General features: G+C 55.2%; 22 protein-coding genes and 1 tRNA gene. 10 read left to right on the forward strand and 13 right to left on the reverse strand.

All coding sequences use genetic code 11. From position 1 onward, the window contains the following. Positions 1–205 precede the first annotated feature (205 nt). From VNX88_12920 to VNX88_12970, 11 genes are all read right to left on the reverse strand, one after another. Positions 206–376 carry a hypothetical protein gene (locus VNX88_12920; GenBank protein HWY69564.1) on the reverse strand — a complete coding sequence of 57 codons (171 nt, stop codon included), beginning with the start codon at positions 374–376 and terminating at the stop codon, positions 206–208. Then, complete coding sequence (locus tag VNX88_12925) at positions 373–684, reverse strand: hypothetical protein (protein HWY69565.1); 312 nt, start codon at positions 682–684, stop codon at positions 373–375. The genes VNX88_12920 and VNX88_12925 overlap by 4 nt, the downstream gene beginning before the upstream one ends. 407 nt (positions 685–1,091) lie before the next feature. Beyond that, entirely contained in the window at positions 1,092–2,810 is a 1,719-nt protein-coding gene (locus VNX88_12930; protein ID HWY69566.1) for a hypothetical protein, read from the reverse strand. Beyond that, positions 2,810–3,343, reverse strand: coding sequence for a hypothetical protein (locus VNX88_12935; GenBank protein ID HWY69567.1), 534 nt, complete (start codon positions 3,341–3,343; stop codon positions 2,810–2,812). The genes VNX88_12930 and VNX88_12935 overlap by 1 nt, the downstream gene beginning before the upstream one ends. After that, the gene (locus tag VNX88_12940; protein ID HWY69568.1) at positions 3,340–3,540 is read right to left on the reverse strand and encodes a helix-turn-helix domain-containing protein; all 201 of its coding nucleotides are present in this window, start codon (positions 3,538–3,540) and stop codon (positions 3,340–3,342) included. The genes VNX88_12935 and VNX88_12940 overlap by 4 nt, the downstream gene beginning before the upstream one ends. A 31-nt stretch (positions 3,541–3,571) precedes the next feature. Continuing rightward, positions 3,572–3,760: a hypothetical protein gene (locus tag VNX88_12945; protein ID HWY69569.1), complete on the reverse strand. Its 189-nt coding sequence runs from the start codon at positions 3,758–3,760 to the stop codon at positions 3,572–3,574. Positions 3,761–4,020: 260 nt separating this feature from the next. Continuing rightward, complete coding sequence (locus VNX88_12950) at positions 4,021–4,536, reverse strand: DUF5681 domain-containing protein (protein ID HWY69570.1); 516 nt, start codon at positions 4,534–4,536, stop codon at positions 4,021–4,023. Positions 4,537–4,728: 192 nt separating this feature from the next. Beyond that, a complete protein-coding gene (locus tag VNX88_12955; protein ID HWY69571.1) occupies positions 4,729–6,126 on the reverse strand; it encodes an AAA family ATPase in 1,398 nt (465 codons plus the stop codon). Beyond that, complete coding sequence (locus tag VNX88_12960) at positions 6,123–6,410, reverse strand: hypothetical protein (protein ID HWY69572.1); 288 nt, start codon at positions 6,408–6,410, stop codon at positions 6,123–6,125. The genes VNX88_12955 and VNX88_12960 overlap by 4 nt, the downstream gene beginning before the upstream one ends. Further along, a complete protein-coding gene (locus tag VNX88_12965) occupies positions 6,407–6,655 on the reverse strand; it encodes a hypothetical protein (protein ID HWY69573.1) in 249 nt (82 codons plus the stop codon). Before VNX88_12965 ends, VNX88_12960 begins: the two co-directional genes overlap by 4 nt. A 58-nt stretch (positions 6,656–6,713) precedes the next feature. Continuing rightward, complete coding sequence (locus tag VNX88_12970) at positions 6,714–6,920, reverse strand: helix-turn-helix domain-containing protein (protein HWY69574.1); 207 nt, start codon at positions 6,918–6,920, stop codon at positions 6,714–6,716. A 272-nt stretch (positions 6,921–7,192) separates the two neighbouring features. Between VNX88_12970 and VNX88_12975 the strand changes: the two genes are divergently transcribed. The 3 genes from VNX88_12975 (at position 7,193) to VNX88_12985 (ending at position 8,922) form a co-directional block, all read left to right on the forward strand. Next, positions 7,193–7,672, forward strand: a complete 480-nt coding sequence (locus tag VNX88_12975) for a hypothetical protein (GenBank protein ID HWY69575.1) — start codon at positions 7,193–7,195, stop codon at positions 7,670–7,672. After that, positions 7,669–8,826 carry a tyrosine-type recombinase/integrase gene (locus VNX88_12980; GenBank protein HWY69576.1) on the forward strand — a complete coding sequence of 386 codons (1,158 nt, stop codon included), beginning with the start codon at positions 7,669–7,671 and terminating at the stop codon, positions 8,824–8,826. Before VNX88_12975 ends, VNX88_12980 begins: the two co-directional genes overlap by 4 nt. Positions 8,827–8,837: 11 nt before the next feature. Further along, a tRNA-Leu gene (locus VNX88_12985) sits at positions 8,838–8,922 on the forward strand. A gap of 716 nt (positions 8,923–9,638) precedes the next feature. On the opposite strand, the gene VNX88_12990 is transcribed toward VNX88_12985, so the two are convergent. Continuing rightward, a complete protein-coding gene (locus tag VNX88_12990) occupies positions 9,639–11,549 on the reverse strand; it encodes a tetratricopeptide repeat protein (protein ID HWY69577.1) in 1,911 nt (636 codons plus the stop codon). Between the two features lie 179 nt (positions 11,550–11,728). Between VNX88_12990 and VNX88_12995 the strand changes: the two genes are divergently transcribed. The 3 genes from VNX88_12995 to VNX88_13005 all read left to right on the forward strand — a co-directional run bounded on the left by VNX88_12995 (position 11,729) and on the right by VNX88_13005 (position 15,241). Beyond that, complete coding sequence (locus VNX88_12995) at positions 11,729–12,319, forward strand: hypothetical protein (protein HWY69578.1); 591 nt, start codon at positions 11,729–11,731, stop codon at positions 12,317–12,319. A gap of 148 nt (positions 12,320–12,467) precedes the next feature. Beyond that, entirely contained in the window at positions 12,468–13,955 is a 1,488-nt protein-coding gene (locus VNX88_13000) for a vanadium-dependent haloperoxidase (protein HWY69579.1), read from the forward strand. A gap of 173 nt (positions 13,956–14,128) precedes the next feature. Then, a complete protein-coding gene (locus VNX88_13005) occupies positions 14,129–15,241 on the forward strand; it encodes an isoprenylcysteine carboxylmethyltransferase family protein (protein ID HWY69580.1) in 1,113 nt (370 codons plus the stop codon). Positions 15,242–15,362: 121 nt separating this feature from the next. On the opposite strand, the gene VNX88_13010 is transcribed toward VNX88_13005, so the two are convergent. Continuing rightward, positions 15,363–17,297 (reverse strand): sigma 54-interacting transcriptional regulator, encoded by a 1,935-nt coding sequence (locus VNX88_13010; protein ID HWY69581.1) that lies wholly within the window; start codon positions 17,295–17,297, stop codon positions 15,363–15,365. 261 nt (positions 17,298–17,558) lie between these two features. Here VNX88_13010 and VNX88_13015 point away from each other — a divergent pair, with 261 nt between their 5' ends. The 4 genes from VNX88_13015 to VNX88_13030 all read left to right on the forward strand — a co-directional run. Further along, on the forward strand, positions 17,559–17,768 hold the full coding sequence (locus VNX88_13015) for a hypothetical protein (GenBank protein HWY69582.1): 210 nt from the start codon (positions 17,559–17,561) through the stop codon (positions 17,766–17,768). Between the two features lie 203 nt (positions 17,769–17,971). Beyond that, positions 17,972–18,772, forward strand: coding sequence for a phytanoyl-CoA dioxygenase family protein (locus VNX88_13020; GenBank protein HWY69583.1), 801 nt, complete (start codon positions 17,972–17,974; stop codon positions 18,770–18,772). Positions 18,773–18,806: 34 nt separating this feature from the next. Beyond that, positions 18,807–19,106 (forward strand): DUF3467 domain-containing protein, encoded by a 300-nt coding sequence (locus tag VNX88_13025; GenBank protein HWY69584.1) that lies wholly within the window; start codon positions 18,807–18,809, stop codon positions 19,104–19,106. A gap of 53 nt (positions 19,107–19,159) precedes the next feature. Further along, a partial coding sequence (locus tag VNX88_13030) for a hypothetical protein (protein ID HWY69585.1) occupies positions 19,160–19,377 on the forward strand: 218 nt, incomplete at its 3' end.

Below are 19,377 nucleotides of genomic sequence, written 5' to 3' on the forward strand. Positions count from 1 at the left end.
GACGCTTCTCTTGAATTGTCCCCAGGGCGCACAAATTCAAGCGTCATCGTGCAATTCAGTAAATGCCGAGGAGCTGCATCCAGAATTTCGAGGGCATGAGCAAGTGCGGTTTCTTCGGCAGAGACGCTCTCTTGCTCTTTGCGGACGCGGCTTAATCGCTGACTGATTACCTCGCGATGGCCTGCGTACTCGTTCGGGATTGTTGTCATCGGTAGTCCCCTTTGCCTTTTACGAACGCCTCGGGATCGAGGTCGGAGAATTGCCGACCTGCCTTGTTGGGATTCGCCCAATCCTTATGCCTCTGCCTCTCTGCGTCTGCCGCGCTGTTTGCTTGCGAGTGCATATCCTGTTCGATTTGCGGTTTCGGCTGCATCATGACTCCCGTCCTCGGTCTGCCCGACCGTTATCGACAAAAACCGTTTCGGAACGAGGGCTCTGTCCGCGGTCGTCCTGCTCGCCAATAACGTTGAATCCAGTCCAATCGCCTTCCTTGAAGTCCGTCGCGGAAAGCGAATTGCGGAATCTTCCAGGATCGCCGCCTGGAGTCTGCGAAAGTCCGCTTCCCTTCGCAGTCCAGCCATCAGGCGAGAACTGCGCGTCAAAATATTCGCCTTCGGTTTCACCTTGGTACTGGAAACCTTCGCACTGAGCTACAGGTTTTGGTGCTGATGGATTTCGTGACATTTTGGTTTTCCTTTCAGTAGATGTTGTAACGAGGTCCTAGACGACTTGGGCCAGACACCTGACGCGCCGCGGTTACCCCTGGAGCGGTTGACAGCGTTATTCCTGAAGCACTCGTCTGCGACCCTGCCCCAGCCTGTGAAGTACTGGTGACAGGAATGCGGACCCCTCCGAACTGAGGAATAGCTACCACTGGCCTACCGGCGCGAAGAAACGTTCTACCGCGGGCTATTCTGAAATCGTGTCCTGGATCGGCCCCGTTAGCGACACCGCTCCCTCCGTATGCAAGCGCCTTTGAAGTGCTGCCTCCGTAGGCCATCTGCTTGACTATTGACTGGCGCGGCTCTGGTGCGAGCGCGAAAAAGGGGATCATTGGACCCCGCGGTTGGTTGGAATCGTTATTCGCCAAGTTACTTTCCTTTCGTCCTGCTCAAAAGATTTGATAAACGCTGCTCCCAGCCAGCAGTCCCGAAACGAGACGGCTGCGATTGACTCTGCGAACCTAGGTTTTGCGGAATCGGCTTTAGTTCGATGGTCTTCAAACCCCTATCGGAGAAGTCAGGCAGACCGCCGCGCAGCATCTCGATGTTCTGCGTGAACGCTGCGAGCTTCTGCCGCGCCATTGCACCGTCTGTTTCCAGTCCGGGAAGCGTAGCTTGTAGCGCCTTGATCTGACTTTCATTGGCACGAGCAGTTCCGGTTAGAACACGCTGAAGACCCATACTCGATTCGCGCAGGCTGAGCACGTTCGTGATGTAGTCCTTCGTCTTCTGCGTCGCCTCGTCCATATGGAAGGCGTCGAGCGTAGCGTTAAATCCAGCCGTAGGTGCTCCGGTGCCGAACAGGTGCAAGCGCCACTCGTTATCGTCTTTACCTGCGTTCAAGGCGTTGGCAATGATGTTGAGCTGTTTCATGTTCTGATTCAGCGCATCCGCGGAGTCGATTAGGTTGTTCGCCTTGGCTGCGACATCGTTCAGAACTTTGACATCGTGCATATCACTTCTCACGATTGCAGGCGTTACCGGCTGGATAGCAGTCAGGCCGCGAGAGACGGCATCCGCTCTAGTTGTGGGAATTATTTTTTGCGAGTCGGGATCGACGGCATAGACAGACTCATTGCCTGTCTTGCCCGCCAAAGGCTGCCCGTCTGTTCCCATGACAGGACTAGCCGTAATTGGGCCTCCAGCTCGTGGCCCTCGCGGGAATCCGGATCGAGGAGCGGGAGGAGTCGAACCATCTGCGGGAGCACCAGCCCCGCCAGTCATGGGACCTGAAACGGTCGTTTTTGGTAGGGCGACTATGTTCCCGTTAGCGTCTTCCTTGAACTCGGTCGTCTTCGTCGCCTTCGGTAGATAGGCACTCGACGCAAGAGCGCCACTGACAGTTCCTAGTAATTGCCCTTGCGAGTTATACGCAAGTTTTGCAAGATTCCCGTTTTCGTCCTTGCCATCGAGAACGCGAGCAACCCTGCCGAGCAGGATATTTGTTTTTAGCTGCTCGACTGACATCTTCGACTGCGCGTTGACTTGAGCCGCAGCCATTCCTTTGACGAGATTCCCGCTCTGGCTGGCGGGAATGAATATCTGTTGGCCGTTCGGCAGAGTGACCGGGATGCTCTGGCCCGCCAATTCAGTCTGTCTTTGCGTGAGTCCAGCGCGTGCCTGTGTTTCCGCTGCCTGCGCCTGTCGCCCTTGAATCTCGGATTGAGTCAGTTCCTGTTGCTGTGCGAGCTGTGGTGCTCCAGTCAGTGCATACCCAAACCCTCTAGCATTCGCTCCTGGCCCTCTACCTGACTGCTGTAGGCCCATTGCCATGCTTCCTAGAAAATTTCCAAGAAAGGACTCAAACACGTCGAGTCGGCTCGGCGGCCTAATAGATCCCTGCGTGCTCTGGGTTTGCGGGTTCACCATGCCCGAAATGAAACGCACGATATTGGGCATGACAGGACTGCCGAGCGGAGATGAGGGAATAGTCGAACGAGGCTGAGCAGATGGAGTCTGCATTACATCGCTTAAAGCCTGCTGATTCCCAGGCCCAAGCTGGGAGCTATCGACCGCTGGCGGAGAACTGCCCTGCTGCGATGGAAGCAATGCAGTGAGCGCCTGGATGTCTTCGTCGTCGTTCGGCATCAGAAATCAGCCTTGTCAAAAAGCGGTCGGTTCGCGTGAAGTATCTCCTGTTCCATTTCGCGCTTCTCCCGACCGTAATAAACGAGCATGTCTCTGATCTGCTCGAACTCTTTTTTTGGAATCGGTTTTCCGCGGTAAAAGTCCTCGATTTGTTGCTCAGGTACCTGAAAATCTTCTGCTAACTGCCCGAAAGAGAGCTGGTATCCCTGCGCGACTCGGCCTAGCGTGTACCTGACTTGGTCTTCCCCGGACAAAGACTTGAAGTGAGCCATTTCGCGTTCCGGCGTCTTAGTCAAACTGTGCAATTTTTCCTGGTTATAGGGATTCAGTTGACGAAGATCGTATTCAGTGTCGTATGCGAACTCGAAAAGCTTCTTCTCGACCGCATCCGGAACCGGATTACCCGCCATGAACCGCTCATAAGAATCCTGCGTCACGTCGAGCCCTTCCGCGGCAATCCGATCTGGGAGATTGAGGGATTCCTGCCAGATCTGAAGAGTCTGCTGCGTTCTCTTTCGGTCTTCGCTGTTCATACGGCCTGCGCCTCGATGCGTTTTGGGATCGGTTGCTTGGCCTTTTCGATGTCGGCGTGAAGGAACACAACTTCTCTGCCGAGTTGGTAGGCCGGAATTAGACCCGCCTTCACTCTGCGGTCTAGCGTTGCGTAGCTAACTCCTAACTCGGCGGCTGCTTGAGTTTTCGTGAAGTACTGCTCTGTAACTGCGGCCATGATTCTGCATTGTTATGCAGTGCGCAGCGATTTAGCTATTAGTGGGACCGCTATGTGTGGATAGACGCTCGCGAAGGTGATCGAGCGCTATACCGATGCTGGAATCACCCGCTAGTTCACGCAACCATGCATCCGTCTCAGGCTTGATGCGAGTGTGAAGTTCCTTCAGAGGCTTTCCCTTCGGCTGGCGCTGTCGTCCGAACATTGGTCTGTCGCTCATTGCGACTCACCAAAATCAGCACTTTTTTCAAAATCAGTATGCTCACTTCCGCCGCTAGACGCGATAGGCCAGGGGTGCTCCACGGCGGCCTCGACTTTCATATTCCCAGTACCTTTTCGGGAACACAAACCAATAGCGCAAGCGCCTAGCAATGCAGAGTGTGTGATGGGTCTGCTATGGGCGTGTGTGTGGTGATTGCCTGTGGTGCGGAAGGGTTTCACTACATCTCTCACTACAGTGTGAGTCTTATGCATGACGTATCACTTGCCCTCTGAATCACTTAGCGTTACAGACGCACTAGACTTCTCATCTAGTGGTGCGGTTGGCATGGGCGTTTCAAACTCTCTAGTGAATGGCTGAGTACGCTCAATGACACAGCTCTCAAGCCTCACTGGACGGCCTGCGACATCCACGAGCAGATTGCCTGCGCCGGTCTCTTGATAGTGTGCCTTGCAGTGAGGACACTGGCGCTCATAACAGCGGCGAAACTCTTCGGCCAGTTCGCAGAGCTTCTGCGCTGTGCTCTGGGTTATTTCATCGCCTGTCGGCTTCGCCTTGTTCGGCAAACCCTCAGCGCGATTGAGATACGAGTTAATTGCGCTCACCCTGGCAGTCGGCGCAAGTTGGTCATCCTTCGCGATCCGCAATAGCTCTGAGAGCACCTGCGCGTTGCTGTCGTCGCCAGCATTCACAATCACAATCTCTTTCGCTTTGCGCCGTCGTCCCTTTGGATTCCCACTTTGACCCGGCTTCCACCATGAATCCTGTTTAGGCATGAATTTGGCGCTTTGCCCATACAAAAGGCTGCGCGGCTCCCTTCTCAGTTGTAACTGCTTGATAACTCGTCATCGGGTTTTCCGTCTCCTTCGCAATGCAGGTTCCATGCACTACGTGTTCTCTTCCTGTTTCCCTCATGACCTGTACTCTGTACGCCCCTATAAGGGGGCGGTACAGCGGTACAGGTAGTGTCATCGTGTACTGGTGTACTCAGTACACGTCGGTACAGCGGTACTGCTGATGGCGTAATAACGCAGACTCCCATGTGTTCCCCGCTCAGTTCGCCATAGCTTCCCGCAGTTCGCAGTCAAGAGTTGAGACGCAGCCGTCCGTCCAATTCCCGCCATCTCGATAACTTTGGTTTGCGGTAATCCGGGGTTTGCTGTGATGACTTCCGCCAGTGCTGCTACGTCGCTTCTCTTTTGCGTTGTCGCTGGCGACGATACAACCGGAAACCTGCCGGTCTCGAAGTCAGGCTGAATCGTGAGCTTAAATTCGCTCGTGCCTCGCGTCTTGAAAACGTCGAGCGTCAGGAGTCCGTCTGCTTCCGACTTGCTCAGACTGCAGGCAATGTCCGAGTTGGCGAGGATCTCAGTGCTGCCGCGGTACTTGTTTATCTCTGACTTCCCGCGATGGTGAATCAGCAGAACCGATGCCCCGGCATTGGCGAGCGCCCGAATCTTCTTGGTCGTCGGCGCCATCTCTGCGGCTGAGTTTTCGTCGCCATCATGGAAGCGCACTAATGAATCGAAGATTAGAAGCGGCCCCCGTTTCGCAAATTCGAGCAACCGAGGATCGTCAAGACCCGGCACTTCGCCAAGTCCAGACCATCCTGCCCAGATGGAGACGTGACCAGCTACGGGTCCGCCGAAGATCGACCGCCAGCGCTGCTGTATCACGGTCTTCGGATTCTCTTTGTCCAGAATGAGAACTCGGGTGTTTTCGCATGGCTGCCCTAGCCACTCGCTGCCCATTGCTACAGCGCGTGCTGCCGCGAGTGCAAGAAACGTCTTTCCGTCTCCCGGCGAACCGGCAAGCAGTGTTACGCCACCGCGAAGCAGTAGCCCGTGAACAAGCCAGGGCTCTTGTAGCCGTGGCAGCTCCAGAGGATCTGGCAACTTGTCGATGCCGCCGGCACTGCATTCCGATTGAGACAGGCGCTCTACAATGCTTCGTGCTCCTGAAATCAGTTCGGGAATCGTCGCGCCGTTCTGTGACTGGCGGGATAAATTGTCAAACTGAAGTGCAGCAGAGCGCTTGGCGGCTGCGATCTTTATGCTGGAGATGAAATCACGGATCGATTTTCGCTTCGGCACCAGATCAGTCAGCGCTGCAAGATAGACTGCCCCGCCGACGATCTTCAGTTGTCCTCGCTGCGATAGTTCCGCCTGGAGCGTAACCAAGTCAATCGGCTTCGCGGACTCCGCAAGGGCAGCCATGCCGGAATAAATCAGCCGATGCGAGTCCAAATAGAAGTGCTCGGGCTCCAACTCTGAAGCCTCGGCCCACAAATCACTATCGAGGATTACGGAAGCGAGTACCGCCTTCTCCGTCTGTGTCAGCCAATCCATGTCGGGCGTGGCGGTCATTGCACCGTCCCGTTCTCATCTTCGATGTCGAGCATGAGGTTGTGGAACTTAACGGATAGCCGCTGCAGTTCCCCATCTGTCTCGTCGGCAAACCCGCATTGGTGCACTCGATCTTCTACGGCGGTATAAAGGCGCTTGGCGGCCTCGTGCCTATCCGCACGATTAACCGCCAGTGCGATGAATGCGACAAGGTTGCTCCGCTTTCGCGCAAACAGACACTTGCTTAGAACTGGATCGGATGCCAGCCATGCTTCTAGAGCTTCGGCCCAAGTTGGTCCAGTCATAGCCGCACCGACTGTGCTTCAAACTGACCGAGCTCCAGAGCCTCACGGAGTTTGCGAAACTCGCCTGCTGTTAAATCAGAGAAGGTTGAGACTGTGCGCCCTAGATTCCGTGATGCCCAGCGCAGTCGTTGTTCGCGATCATCGTCGTCGAGCGCCTGGAGATGCCAGAGCGCGTGTAGGAGTCTTAACTGCTTCGCGGTGATTTTGGCTTGGTCGTTGGTTTTTTGGTGTGTGCTATGCTGCACTTAATATTTCTCCGTTCCCATTCCCTGAACTTCTCAAGCCGTGGTTAGCCCCACGGCTTTACTTCTGCCCGCCCAACTGCGCTCTGCTTTTCGGAACGTCAACGATCAGCTTTTCCAACTCGGAGCGCCGAATAAGCGTCTTGCCGGACACCTTTGTTTTTTGCAGTTTGCCCTTCTTGAGCAGGTCCCAGATCGTCCAAAACTTCAGCCGCAGCCAGGGCAACTCGCTAGCCTCGCGGACGGTATAGAGCTCTTCGGTAATCATGCGTTTTGTGTCCTTTGAAAGATGTGTCCTTTGAAAGATTTCCCTTGCACAATGGCGGTAACCCGTGAAACCATGTGACTAGGAGTGATTCTTGCATGAGTTCTAGTGGGGCGAGACAGAAAAAGACAGCAATCGGAAGTTCTCACGCCAAAACGGCGAGCCAAATTCTAGGGATAGTAACTAGGACACAGGCCGAGAGATTTCTATATGACTTGGCAAATCTTCGCGATGACTCGGCTACAGTTGCGAGGCTGCTAAAGAAGCACCCGCAGATGTTTCACTCATCAACAAGCGAGAAAGCTGTCTTTGCCTATCGCAGAGAACTACGCAAGGCATGGGACACGCCAGATGCACGAGCCAGAGATTGGTACATCTTCCAGCTTCGTTTTGGACATGCCGCATTAGAGCGCTCACTGAAGATGCGCGAGAACCCTTTATATCCAATGGAAGAAGCACTCTTGAAACCGCGATCTACGCCGGCAGGCAAGCCAGGAGCGGGATCGTCAGAGACTATGGCCGAGTGGTTATTTGAACCGCCGCCGCAAGCAACACCCCTAGAGGCTGCACTGTTCCACTTTTCCAAGATCGGTGATCGTGCGAAGCACTGCGGTTATACCGATTGCCACACACCCTATTTCATCGCTGAAAAGCGGTGGCAAAAGTTTTGCAGTGAAGCGTGCGCAGGGCCTGCCAATCGAGAGGCAAAGCGCAAATGGTGGAGTGAAAACCGAGGAAAGGAATCACAGCAATGATCTACAAACGTGGAAACGTCTATTGGTTCAACTTCGTTTTCAACGGGAAGCACATACAGAAATCGAGCCGCCAAGGCAACAAGGGCGTTGCGCGTGACCTTGAAGCTGCCGAGCGTCTGCGACTTATCAAAGGCGAAGCCGGTATCGAGCGCAAGCCAGTAAAAGTGTGTCCCACCCTGAAAGACTTCAAAGAGACACCCCCGAACGTCGAGAGGGATTACGGCTCATTCATGGACTGGGTTCGTGCCGACCGCTCAAACAAGCGCACGCAGGACTTTTACGAAACCTGCTATGACCGGCTCTGCGAGTTCAAGGAATTGAGCAAGACAAAGCTGAGCGACATCGACGAGCCGATGATCGAGCGCTTCAAGCTGGCGCACAAAGAAACCAGCAAGACGACTGTGAACCGTTACCTCGCGACTCTCCGCAAAGCTCTGAGATACGCCTGCCGGAAACAGAAGCTGATCGACAAGGTTCCGCTGATCGAGATGTATAACCGGGAAGACGGCGCCGAGCGCCAATGCGAATTCGTATTCAGTGCCGCAGATTATCGCGCCTGGTTAGCTGCTGCGCGTGAGCCTCTGCGTTCTGCATCCGTGCTAGCTCATGACGGCGGAATTTGCCGCGGTGAGATGTTGGAACTCCAGCGTGACTGCGTGGATCTGAAACAGAAGCCCGATGAAAATGGATTCTGGGGAACCATCTCAATTCGTCGCGGACTCAAGCGTCAGGCGAGACGGCGAACGATTTCGATTACCGAGGAGATGGCCGCGGTGCTGTTCGAGCTGCTGAAGCAATCGAAGTGTGAGTACGTGTTCACCAGTCTGCAGGATCGGACTCAGCCGCTCTCAGCGAATACGCTAGCGGACCAACACAGAGTCATCATGGAAACCTGCAGCTTTCACCCAGATGCCGGGCTCCATGCGCTCAGACATACCTTCCTGACTGAAGCTGGACGGCATACCCAGAACGTGAAAGCTCTTCAGAAACTCGCGGGCCACTCCCGTATCGAAACGACTATGCGGTACGTTCACCCGGACGATGCAGACATGCTCCAGATCGCCAGCGCGGTACAACAGGCACGTTCAAAGAGTGTCACTACAGTTTTCACTACATCGACTCAGCAAGAGGCTGCGGAAGTTCGTAAGATGTAGAATCTAAATGTGCGAAAGTGGCGGAATTGGCAGACGCACCAGACTTAGGATCTGGCGGGTAAAACCGTGAGGGTTCGAGTCCCTCCTTTCGCACCAAAAGAAACCCCGCATCTATCAGCACTCAGGACCTTCGGACCTTCGGACCCTCTGCCTTTAGCGCGCTCCTAACCATTTTGAGTCGATCCCCAAATCTAAAGGACTTAACATGCAGGTTCCCAGCGGGTCCCCGGGGATATCCCCTCCAGATCCCCGGGATTGGGAGGGGATATCCTCCTGAATCCCCCGGGGATCTCACTTCTGAACTCCTGCCGAGCGTTCGCGGCATGCGCCGCCCCCCAGGCAAAGCTGCTGGTCTCCCCGGCGGCCGACGAAAGTTCGCCTGTTCCGTTTCGAGACTCCCATAATGGTACACCCCTGCAATTCATGGCACCCGCATAATGGCACGAGCAGCGCGTTCCAGACAAGCTTCGTCCGTTGCTCGCCAAACTTCTTCGGGTAGACGCCTCAACAACTTGCAAAGCAAAGAAAAAATATTTGAGCAATCCGTTGCTCTACAAACTTGTCACCAGCGGGCTGTGGAAGGGTGAGCCGGAAAGAAGCCTCTGGATGGCGGCGGATGCGACTCTTTCGCTGGAGATCGGGACTTTCTACAACGCCCGAACAGATGGGGTTGGACCTGCGCGTTACTCGGTTTGTGCAGCTGACGCAGCAACTGCAGGGTAGTTGTGCCACAGATCCAAATCACTTGCGAGTTGCCGACGATTGGGGAGAAACTTCTGGCGAGGTGTGGCAGGAGGAACAGTGGAGTTCTACTATCGTGAGAGTCCAGTTCTGCGCAGGAGCTGTTGAAAGCGAGGATTGGAATGCAATGAGCTGAACTCGTGATCCACGTTCAGATGATCCAGAGACACATTTTCGCGTTCGGCTCTTTCCAGCCAAGCGATCGCCTCTTCGTTTTCCCCGAGGCCGGCTAAAACCAGGGCGTGCTCTTGTGGCGACACATAGCGGGATTTCGACTCCAGGCTAAGTTTTGCCAGAATTTCCCGAGCCTTGGGCCTGTTTCCGGACACTGCATAGCTGTAACCGAGACTGCCCAGGTCGCCTGCCTTGGTGAACTCTGCGATCGCCTCGGGATACATTTTCTTCGCCAGGTAAGCTTCCCCTAAACATGCGCGCGTCATGGAGAAATCTGGATTCAACTCCAGCGCCCGCTGATACTCCGCGATGGCTTGATCGTATTCGCCGAGATAGAAGTAGGCGTTGCCAACGGCGCCGCTGGCGGCGAGGTTCAACGGATCAAGTTGGTGAGCAAGTTTTCTTTGGGACAGGTTGGCAGACTGCCGGCCAAGCGCCTCCAACAGGAATGCATACCAGTGGTGAGCGGTTGCGTAATTGGGGTTCAGCTCGATGGCTTTCTTGTATTCCCGTTCTGAATCCTGCCAGCGGTAATCGCTCATGAGAACTGCGGCGAGCGCATTGTGGGCCTCGGCAAGACTATCGTCCAGAGCCAGTGCCTTCGTCGCCGCTTCTCGGGCCTTCTCGAAGTACTCGCGCGGCGGCATGAGCGCCAACATCGCAAGGGGTATGTATGCCTCTGCCTCACCGGAGTAGGCCAATGCAAAATTTGGATCCTTATCGATGGCTTTCTGAAAGTAGCTCACGGCGCGAAGCAGGCTCTCCCTCGATCTCGTCTGCCAGGCGTAACGTCCAAGCACGTAGTTCTCATAAGCTTCGGGATTTACCTTGTGGACAATTGGCCGCGATTCACGCGCGCTCATTTTCGCCTGAACTTCATAGGTGATCTGGTCGGCTACTTCGCGCTGCATCGACAACACGTCGCGCAAGTCGCGTTCATACGACTGTGCCCACAAGTGCCGATCCGTTGGAGCATAGATAAGTTGCGCGGTTATTGCCACGCGATCTCCCGACCGTTGCACCGAGCCCTCCACTACTGCGTCCACACTGAGCTCACGCGCAATCTCAGGAACACTCTTCCTTGTCTGCTTGTATTGCATGGCCGAAGTACGCGAGATCACCCGCAGACTGCTGAGTTTGCCCAGCTCGGTGGTGAGAGCTTCCGTCATAGCGTCCGCAAAGAACTCCTGGCCCACATCGCCAGTGAGGTTCATCAACGGCAGAACTGCGATGGACTGAATCGGAGGCACGACACTGCTTGCAGGAGTGCGGACGCGCTTCGCATACACATACAAGCCTGTGAGCACCGCCGCGAGTAAAACCGCGACCAGAGCGACCGCATACTTTCGTGGGACGTGAGGTCGATTCGGTTCTTTCGGCGGATTCGGCGCTGGCGCCGGAGTTTCGACTGCCGCTTGAGCCCACTGCACAGGAGCGATGAAGCGGTATCCACGACGGGGAATCGTTTCGATGAACCTGGGATTATCGGCCGCGTCGTCCAGCGCTTCGCGAAGGCGGCTAATCCCAATATTGAGGCCGTGCTCGAAATCGACGAACGTATCGGAACGCCACAGCTGCTGGCGCAGCTCATCCCGTGTGACCAGTTCTCCATGACGAGCCACGAGTGCCTCCAGAATCTGGAAGGGTTGATCCTGGAGCTTGATCCTTGAGCCTGACTTGCGAAGCTGGCGAGCTGCGATGTCGAGGTCGAATACGCCAAAGCGCACCACTTGCTTCGCCGGATTCTCCACTTCGTCCTCGGCTCCCCGCCGGACGCGGGGCGTAGCCCCTGCAGTAGCGTCATTCAAGACTCTATTTGCTCCCAAATCCTGTGTTACCTCCGGCCGTATCCGACGCAAACCATGGAGGTTATTCGGATACTTCCATTTGCGTCGTGGTGTATTGCCTTGCTTCGTCAAATCCGCGAGAGTTCGGCGCAGACGCAGCGTCACGCAACTTGATGCTGCTCATAACTTGGAGGATTTAAATGTTCAGGAAGTCGTTAGTTTCAATGTCGACCGTAGCTCTGTTGATGTTTGCGGTCTCTCTCGCCACTTGCACACCAGTCTTTGCCGCCGATCGTGATCATGCTCAAGACGACAAGACGCTGAAGGTAGATGTCGCGATCGACGCCGCTACTTTTTCCCCAAATAATAACGATCCATCCGATCCCAGCAATCCCAAACGGGGAACGACATTCATTGTAACCGGGAAGATCTTTCCTGCCGGAACGATTCCCCCAGGCGTTACGTCTTTTGATCCCAACCAACCAGGCAGCATCGGTCTATGGGCATGCCGTGGCGTATTCCTTGCCGACCTCGCCGACATCATGAGCGGCAAGGCAAAGCACGCCTTCGATACCACCCAATTGTTCTTCTTCCCCGACGACAACAACCTGATCGCGGTTGAAGGCATTGAAGGAAGCGTAGGCGTCACCACCCAGCGCGTCATTCTCGGCGGCACCGGGATGTTCACTGGGGTCTCGGGAACCGCAAGCCAGGAGACGATTGGCCTGAATCAAAATGGGAATGGACTCTTCGATCTGCGATTCACCCTCAACCTGAAGCGCGCGGATTAGCGCAAATGGATTGCCGGACTTCTGGCCGGCAGCTTGGAGGAGATGAGCCACCTTGGTGTGTCTCTGCCTCCGGAGGACTCTTGGCGCGGTGCTTTGTTCGTGCAGAGTCCTCCACTTTTACAGATTCTTACTCACACAAGGAGCATTCATGATTCGCATTCGAGCAGTGGTCGCCGTCTTTTTTTTCACCTTTATTTATACAGTTTCAATTTTCGCGCAGAGTCCAACCATCGTGGTGCAGTGGAATCAGGCGACGCTACAGGGCGTGCGCGACAGTACGCTTGGTCCGCCGATGGTGGCCCGCGCGCTGGCCATCGTGCATACCTGCGCTTACGATGCCTGGACTGCTTACGATAAGCGGGCCAACGGTAGCCATCTCGGCGGGCAACTTCGGCGTCCTGCAAAGGAACACACGCTTGCAAACAAGAACAAGGCGATCAGCTTTGCCGCGTACAGAGCGGCGGTTGACCTCTTTCCCGTCGACAAAGTTAGCGTCTTCGATCCGTTGATGGCTCAACTCGGGTACGACATCAATGACACTTCTGCCGACACAAAAACACCAAGTGGAATCGGCAATGTAGCTTGCGCTGCAGTGCTCGCCTTTCGTCACGGCGACGGGTCGAACCAGCTCGGCAATCTGACCGCAAGCGGAGTGGCTTATGCGGATTACACCGGCTATGTTCCAAAGAACAAGCCGAGCACCGTACCAGTGAGCGACCTCTCGACCATTGTCGAAGCGGACCGCTGGCAACCGCTCACCTTCAACAATGGCACGGTGGTCGTCACGCCTGGATTTGTCGGTGCGCAATGGTTCAAGGTGATTCCATTTGCCCTGACTTCTCCCGATCAATTTCTGCCCTTCATCTCCGGCTTTGGCCCTGCGCTTAAGGGCTCGACGACGTTTTTCGAGCAAGCCAAAGCTTTGCTCGATCTCAGCGCCAGACTTACGGATGAGCAGAAGATGATCGCCGAATATTGGGCCAACGGCCCGCACTCGGAACTTCCTCCAGGGCACTGGGACCTCTTCGCGCAATTCATCTCAGCGCGCGATCACCACACGGTGGATCAGGACGTGAAGATGTTCTTCGCGCTCACCAACGCTATCTCCGATGCCGGTATAGCTTGCTGGGACGCAAAGCGTCACTTCGATTCGGTGCGCCCCATAACCGCCATTCCATCCTTGTTTCATGGACAGCAGGTGCGAGCCTGGGGTGGTCCCGGAAAGGGAACGATCACCATCGACGGGGCAAACTGGATTCCCTACCAGCCGAGCACTTTTCCCACTCCTCCGTTTCCTGAATACGTGTCGGGACACAGCACGTTCAGCGCGGCCGGCGCCGAGATCCTGAAACGCTTTACCGGCAGCGATTTCTTTGGAGTCTCAGTCACCTTTGCTCCCGGAAGCTCCGTGATCGAACCAGGACTCACACCACAGCACGCCGTGACCCTCTCCTGGGCAACATTCACCGACGCAGCAAATCAAGCCGGCATCTCACGCCGCTACGGAGGCATTCACTTCGAACTCGGAGACCTCGTGGGAAGAGCCACAGGGAGGCTCGTGGCCAGGCAGGCCTGGAAGAAATCGGTCAGCTACTTCCACCCTGAGAAAGATGACCGGGACGAGGATGAGGACTAGGAAAACTCGGGAGATTGGCGTCCGTATGGCGCGGGGAGTAAGCAAAAAGCACCTAGTCGAGATCGTCCATATTGTGCTTCGCGAACCATGCTGCGATCGAAGACGCCGAAAGGTCAGCGTCACCAGCGCAGAGCCAGTTAGAGATGCATTTTCATTGAATGGAAGGAGAAGTTATGTTCAGTAGAATTGCAGGTTTTATTTACGGGGTAGTTTGCTATCTCGCGTTTCTTGGGGCTTTCTTATTTGCGATCGGGTTCATCGGAAACTTCGCTGTTCCGAAATCCATCGACGCTGCACCTCAGACTGCCGTTACGTTCGCGCTGGCCATTGACGTCTTGTTGTTGGGACTATTCGCGGTTCAGCACAGTGTGATGGCTCGCCAATGGTTCAAGACTGCGTGGACCCGAATCGTGCCTGCGCCTGTGGAACGGAGCACGTACGTGCTGTTCTCCAGTTTGGCGTTATTCCTGTTGTTCTGGAAATGGCAGCCAATCGGGGGCGTGATTTGGAACGTGGAGAACGCCACAGGACGACTGATAATCCTGGCGCTCTATGCGGTTGGCTGGCTGACCGTACTGGTTGCAACCTTCCTCATCAACCACTTCGACCTGCTCGGATTGCGACAAGTCTGGCTATATCTCTGCGGCCAGCCGTACACGCCCCTCAAGTTCCGCACGCCGGGCCTGTACCGCTTCGTTCGACATCCTTTGTATGTAGGGTGGCTCCTCGTGTTTTGGTCGGCGCCGCTGATGACATCCGCACATCTGGTGTTCGCAATTGCGACTACCGCATACATCTTGATTGCAATTCAATTCGAGGAACGCGACCTGGTGCGATTTCATGGAGAATACGAAGAATATCGACGCCGCGTGCCGATGCTCCTGCCCATCGGTTCTAAGATGAAAAAACTGATTACTATGCTGTTTATTGTGGGGGCCACTCTTTTTACGGCGTCGAGAGCGAATGCTCAAGTACTTGTGGTTACCGTCCCATTCGATTTCGCGGTCGCCGGAAAAACGATGCCCGCCGCCACCTACATCGTCCAAGATTTTAAAGACAGCAGACTCTTCGCATTCATGGGCGATGGGCAATCCACTATGGTCGTCGCCACTGAAACGGATAGCACTGTCACCGGAGGTAAGCTGGTGTTCCATCGATTTGGCGATGAATACTTTTTAAGCGATATGGTGACGCGAAGCGGCAAGATGCATTTTGCTGCCTCTGCCAGGGAGCGACGCGCTCGACGCGCGGCTCAACACTCACTTACGACCGTTTTAGGAAACTGACACCGGCTCGATCTTGACGCGACGGATTTCCCGGCCTGGGTCGATCACGTCGTACCCTATGAAACCCGGCTTCGTCGCGCAAGTCGAGTTAACGCGTCAATCGACGGCCGAAAGCCTTGCCTTAGGTCATCATCTTCTTTGCTTCCAACTTCAGGTCGAGACGCCGGATGAGTCGTAGCAGGGAGTTGGGGTGAAGGCCGAGCGTTTTGGCCGCTTCGGTGTAACTTCCGTTGGCGTCTTGCAGGGCTTGCAGGATCACTTGCTTTTTCGTGTCTTTCATTGCGCCGGCGTATTTTGTAGCCGGCACTCCGGCGGGCGTCACTGCCTCGGCGACCGCTTCCGGTAAGTCTTCTGTCAGGATTGCATCGGCAGAGCCAAGTACCAGGGCTCGCTCGATAGCGTTTTCTAGTTCACGAACATTGCCCGGCCAGTCGTAGCTGGTTAGGCAGAGTCGAGCTCCCTCACTGAGCCCCTTTGACCGCACGTTGCACTTCTTCGCCGCCTTCGTGATGAAGTACTCTGCAAGATCTGCTATGTCCTCGCGTCTATCGCGCAACGGTGGAACGGTGATGGCGACGACGTTGAGGCGGTAAAAGAGATCTTTTCGAAACTTCCCGGATTGCACGCACTCCTGGAGATCCTGATTCGTGGCAGCAATCAGCCTGAGATCGATTTTGATAGGACGGGTTCCACCAACCCGCTCGAATTCACGCTCCTGTAGCACACGGAGCAACTTCGCCTGTAGCGGCAATGCAAGTTCGCCGATCTCGTCTAGAAACAGTGTTCCGCCGCCAGCAACCTCAATTTTTCCCTTCTTCTGAGCGGCAGCTCCGGTAAAAGCGCCCTTCTCATAGCCGAACAGCTCGCTTTCGAGGAGGGTCTCAGCGATCGCGGCGCAGTTGATGGCAACAAAGGGCGCGTTGCCGCGAGGGCTATTCGAATGTAGCGCGTGAGCGACCAATTCCTTGCCTGTCCCACTCTCGCCCTCAATGAGTACGGTGGAATCAGTTGGCGCTACGCGGCGGATAAACTCGAACACTTCACGAATCTTCGGGCTCGTGCCGACCATGTTGTGTTCGACAGCGATCTGGGCCCTCAGTTCATGGTTCTCCTGCTTCAGACCTTCCAGGTAGTTGATGTTTTCCAGTGCCAAAGCTGCGAGGCTCGCGATGGCGGTCAAGACCTGCAGGTGATTCTCGTCAAAGTTCACCCTTGCGTCTTTCGTGTCGAGATAGATCACCGCGCCAATTTTGGCGGACAACGTCAACGGCACGCACATGAGGGCATGAATGGGAAAATCAGCGAAGCTGGAACTCTTGCGGAGTTCAGGATTCTCCGGAACTTCGCGAATCATCAGACCGCTACGTTCTCGGACTACACGAGAGACGACCGTGCGGCTCACTTTCACCGGAAATCCCGGCCCGCGATGGCGGTCCCATCCTACCGACCAATTGACTTGTCCCGGTTCGTCTCCGAGAGCGAGAAGAGCGCCGCGATCGGCAGGAACGATATCGAAGATCATTCCCAGAAGCTGCCAGGCTAGCGATTCCCGATCCCGAAGCTTGCTGATGTTCTTGGCGATTACCAGGAGTGTATTCAGATCACGTGCGAGTCGTCCGCCTTGGACAAAGTCCTTCGTGATCGTTTCCGGCTTGAGATACAAGGCATCTTCCTGCCGGAGCAGAGTTTGGGCACCCGGAACGTCGGAGTTATCGTCGAGTTCTGCCCGAGTCGATTCTCGCTGAACCTCATCCTCGCGCAGCAAGAAGGCGAAAACCGAACTTCCCAGCGAGATTTGATCCCCGTGATGGAGGACCTGCTGGCTGATAGGCACGCCATTAACAATCGTCCCGTGCCGGCTTCCCAGATCGCGGATCACGAACTGTTCGTTGTCGCGGGCGATTACGCAATGTTGCCGCGACAGGATCGGATCAGAAATACAGACGTGATTCGAAAGCCCACGGCCGATGGTGAGTTCCATGTCCCGCAAAGGGATTACGGATTCGGCCATCTCTCCGGCAAGGGCGACCAATTTGGGAGCAGAGGGGGTATCCACAGATATTAGGCCTTGGATTTGTGTAGCACAGTTCCCTGCTGGATGCATCTGCTTGGGATTAACCCGAGTGCGAATCGCCGCTAACCGTCCGGTTAAGAATCTGAACCGATAGACCGGGGTTACCGGGCTGTACAAGATCAGGAACCGGACCAATTCACTGCAGAATCAGCTACTTACACGAGTTATTTTCAGTTCGGTTACCTACTTAGGACGACTGGCACATGGCTTGCAATTGCTGTTGGCATGAACACGGAGATGCTCATGCCCCCTAAACAAAATCTGAAGCCGTGGAATACTCCCGATTTCGAGGTCAGGTTCAGAGAAGCAATGGGTCGCAACATGACTGGTCAGGAACGCGAGTTCTTCGGCATCGCTGAGGACAAAGCGGAATTGCAGGCGTCGAACGATGCTTCCGATAGGGCGCAGTTTGCCTGGCAAGCTTTACGACGCATCAGCGCGCTGCTGGGTTGAAGGGAAAATGCATCGAGTTGAGTATCCCTCACCTAAGCCTGTACGTCGCGAAGTTACGGTGCACTGCACAGATGGCGATGGCTTGTCGGAACGGAGACAGGTGCCGCTGGTGAGCTTGGCAACGTTCATTCTGAACAGCGTGCAAGCGCCTCGGGCAAATCGGTCGGCTACCAGGGTACAGCGGATTGACTGGAGTAACTCGAATGTATAGCGCGATTGGCTCACGTCACGAACGAAACTGCGTTGCTGTGTGCAACCCGTCCGGCTATGGCCAAAGCACTTCAGGCCTGCTGCAGGATTCTCGCGTGGCGTACTTCTTTGATCCAGAGTCCGTGCGCAAGAGCCTGACTCAAGTTGGCGTCTGTCTCGTGAATGGAGTTCTCGATCAGCATCGCATCAACGAGCTGAGAAGCGCTTTTCCCAGCGACGCCCATGGAGTGCGTAATCTGCTCGATCGCCGAATCATTCGAGAGCTTGCTTGTTCAGAGTCGGTAAGGGAACTGGCAGAGGCCGTGCTTGGCGAGCACTGCTTTGCAGTACGCGGAATCTTTTTCGATAAGCCCTCCGAAGCCAACTGGAAAGTGCCCTTCCACCAGGACGTCACGATCGAAGTTCAGTCCCGGAGAGAAGCATCTGGCTTTGAAAATTGGACGATGAAGGAAGGCGTGCAACACGTTCAGCCTCCAACTGAGATCCTGCAGCGCATGGTTTCCGTCTGGCTACACCTCGATGACTCGCGCAGCGACAACGGCCCTCTGCGTATCTTTCGTGGCAGCCATAAGAACGGTCGCTTGAGTGACGGGCAGATCGAAAAAATCGTGCGAGCGGAAACTCCGATCGAGTGTCGAGTTCCAGTTGGGGGGGCGCTGATGATGATGTCTTTAGTTGTACACGGCTCATCGTCAGCGCTTAATCCATCGCACCGCCGAGTCATTCATATTGACTACGCGGCGGAAGATTTACCGCACGGTCTTGAATGGCACCAGCGTGTTTACCCGGCATGAAGTATCCTAACGACTACTTCATCCTCGAGGACTCATGCCTGTGCCCCCGCAACCGCCCCGCGTAAAACTCACCTCCACCAACGACTATCGCGAGAGCTACTCCAACAGCGTGCAAGTACGCGTGAGCGTATGGGACTTCTTTCTTGCGTTCGGTACCCTGCGCGCGCAAACGCCCGAAGAGGTGGAGGTGGCAAACTTTCAGGGGATTTACTTGAGCCCGCAGCAGGCAAAAGCGCTGCTCATGATCCTGCAGCAGAACGTCTCGCAATACGAAAACGCATTTGGCGAGATCAAGCTTGATCCCCAATTCGCGCAGCAGGGGCCAGTGAATTGATGTTGTCCTAATTCATCACTGCATGGCGTAAACGCTATCAGGACCGCACGCTATTGAGATCAGCGAGAAAGAATGCAATCGCGTCTTCAGAGCATTTCCGACTTCGTGGCATCCACATCTTCGCGCTGATCTTCACAGCGATTCTCCTTCTGCACGGGCCATTGCTTCGACTCCCGTATTTTTGGGATGAGGCCGGCTATTACATCCCTGCCGCGTATGACTTCTTCACTCACGGCTCATTGATTCCACTATCGGTGCCCAGTAATGCTCA

The organism is Terriglobales bacterium (genome assembly GCA_035567895.1).
In the GTDB taxonomy this organism is placed as follows: Bacteria; Acidobacteriota; Terriglobia; order Terriglobales; family Acidobacteriaceae; genus Gp1-AA112.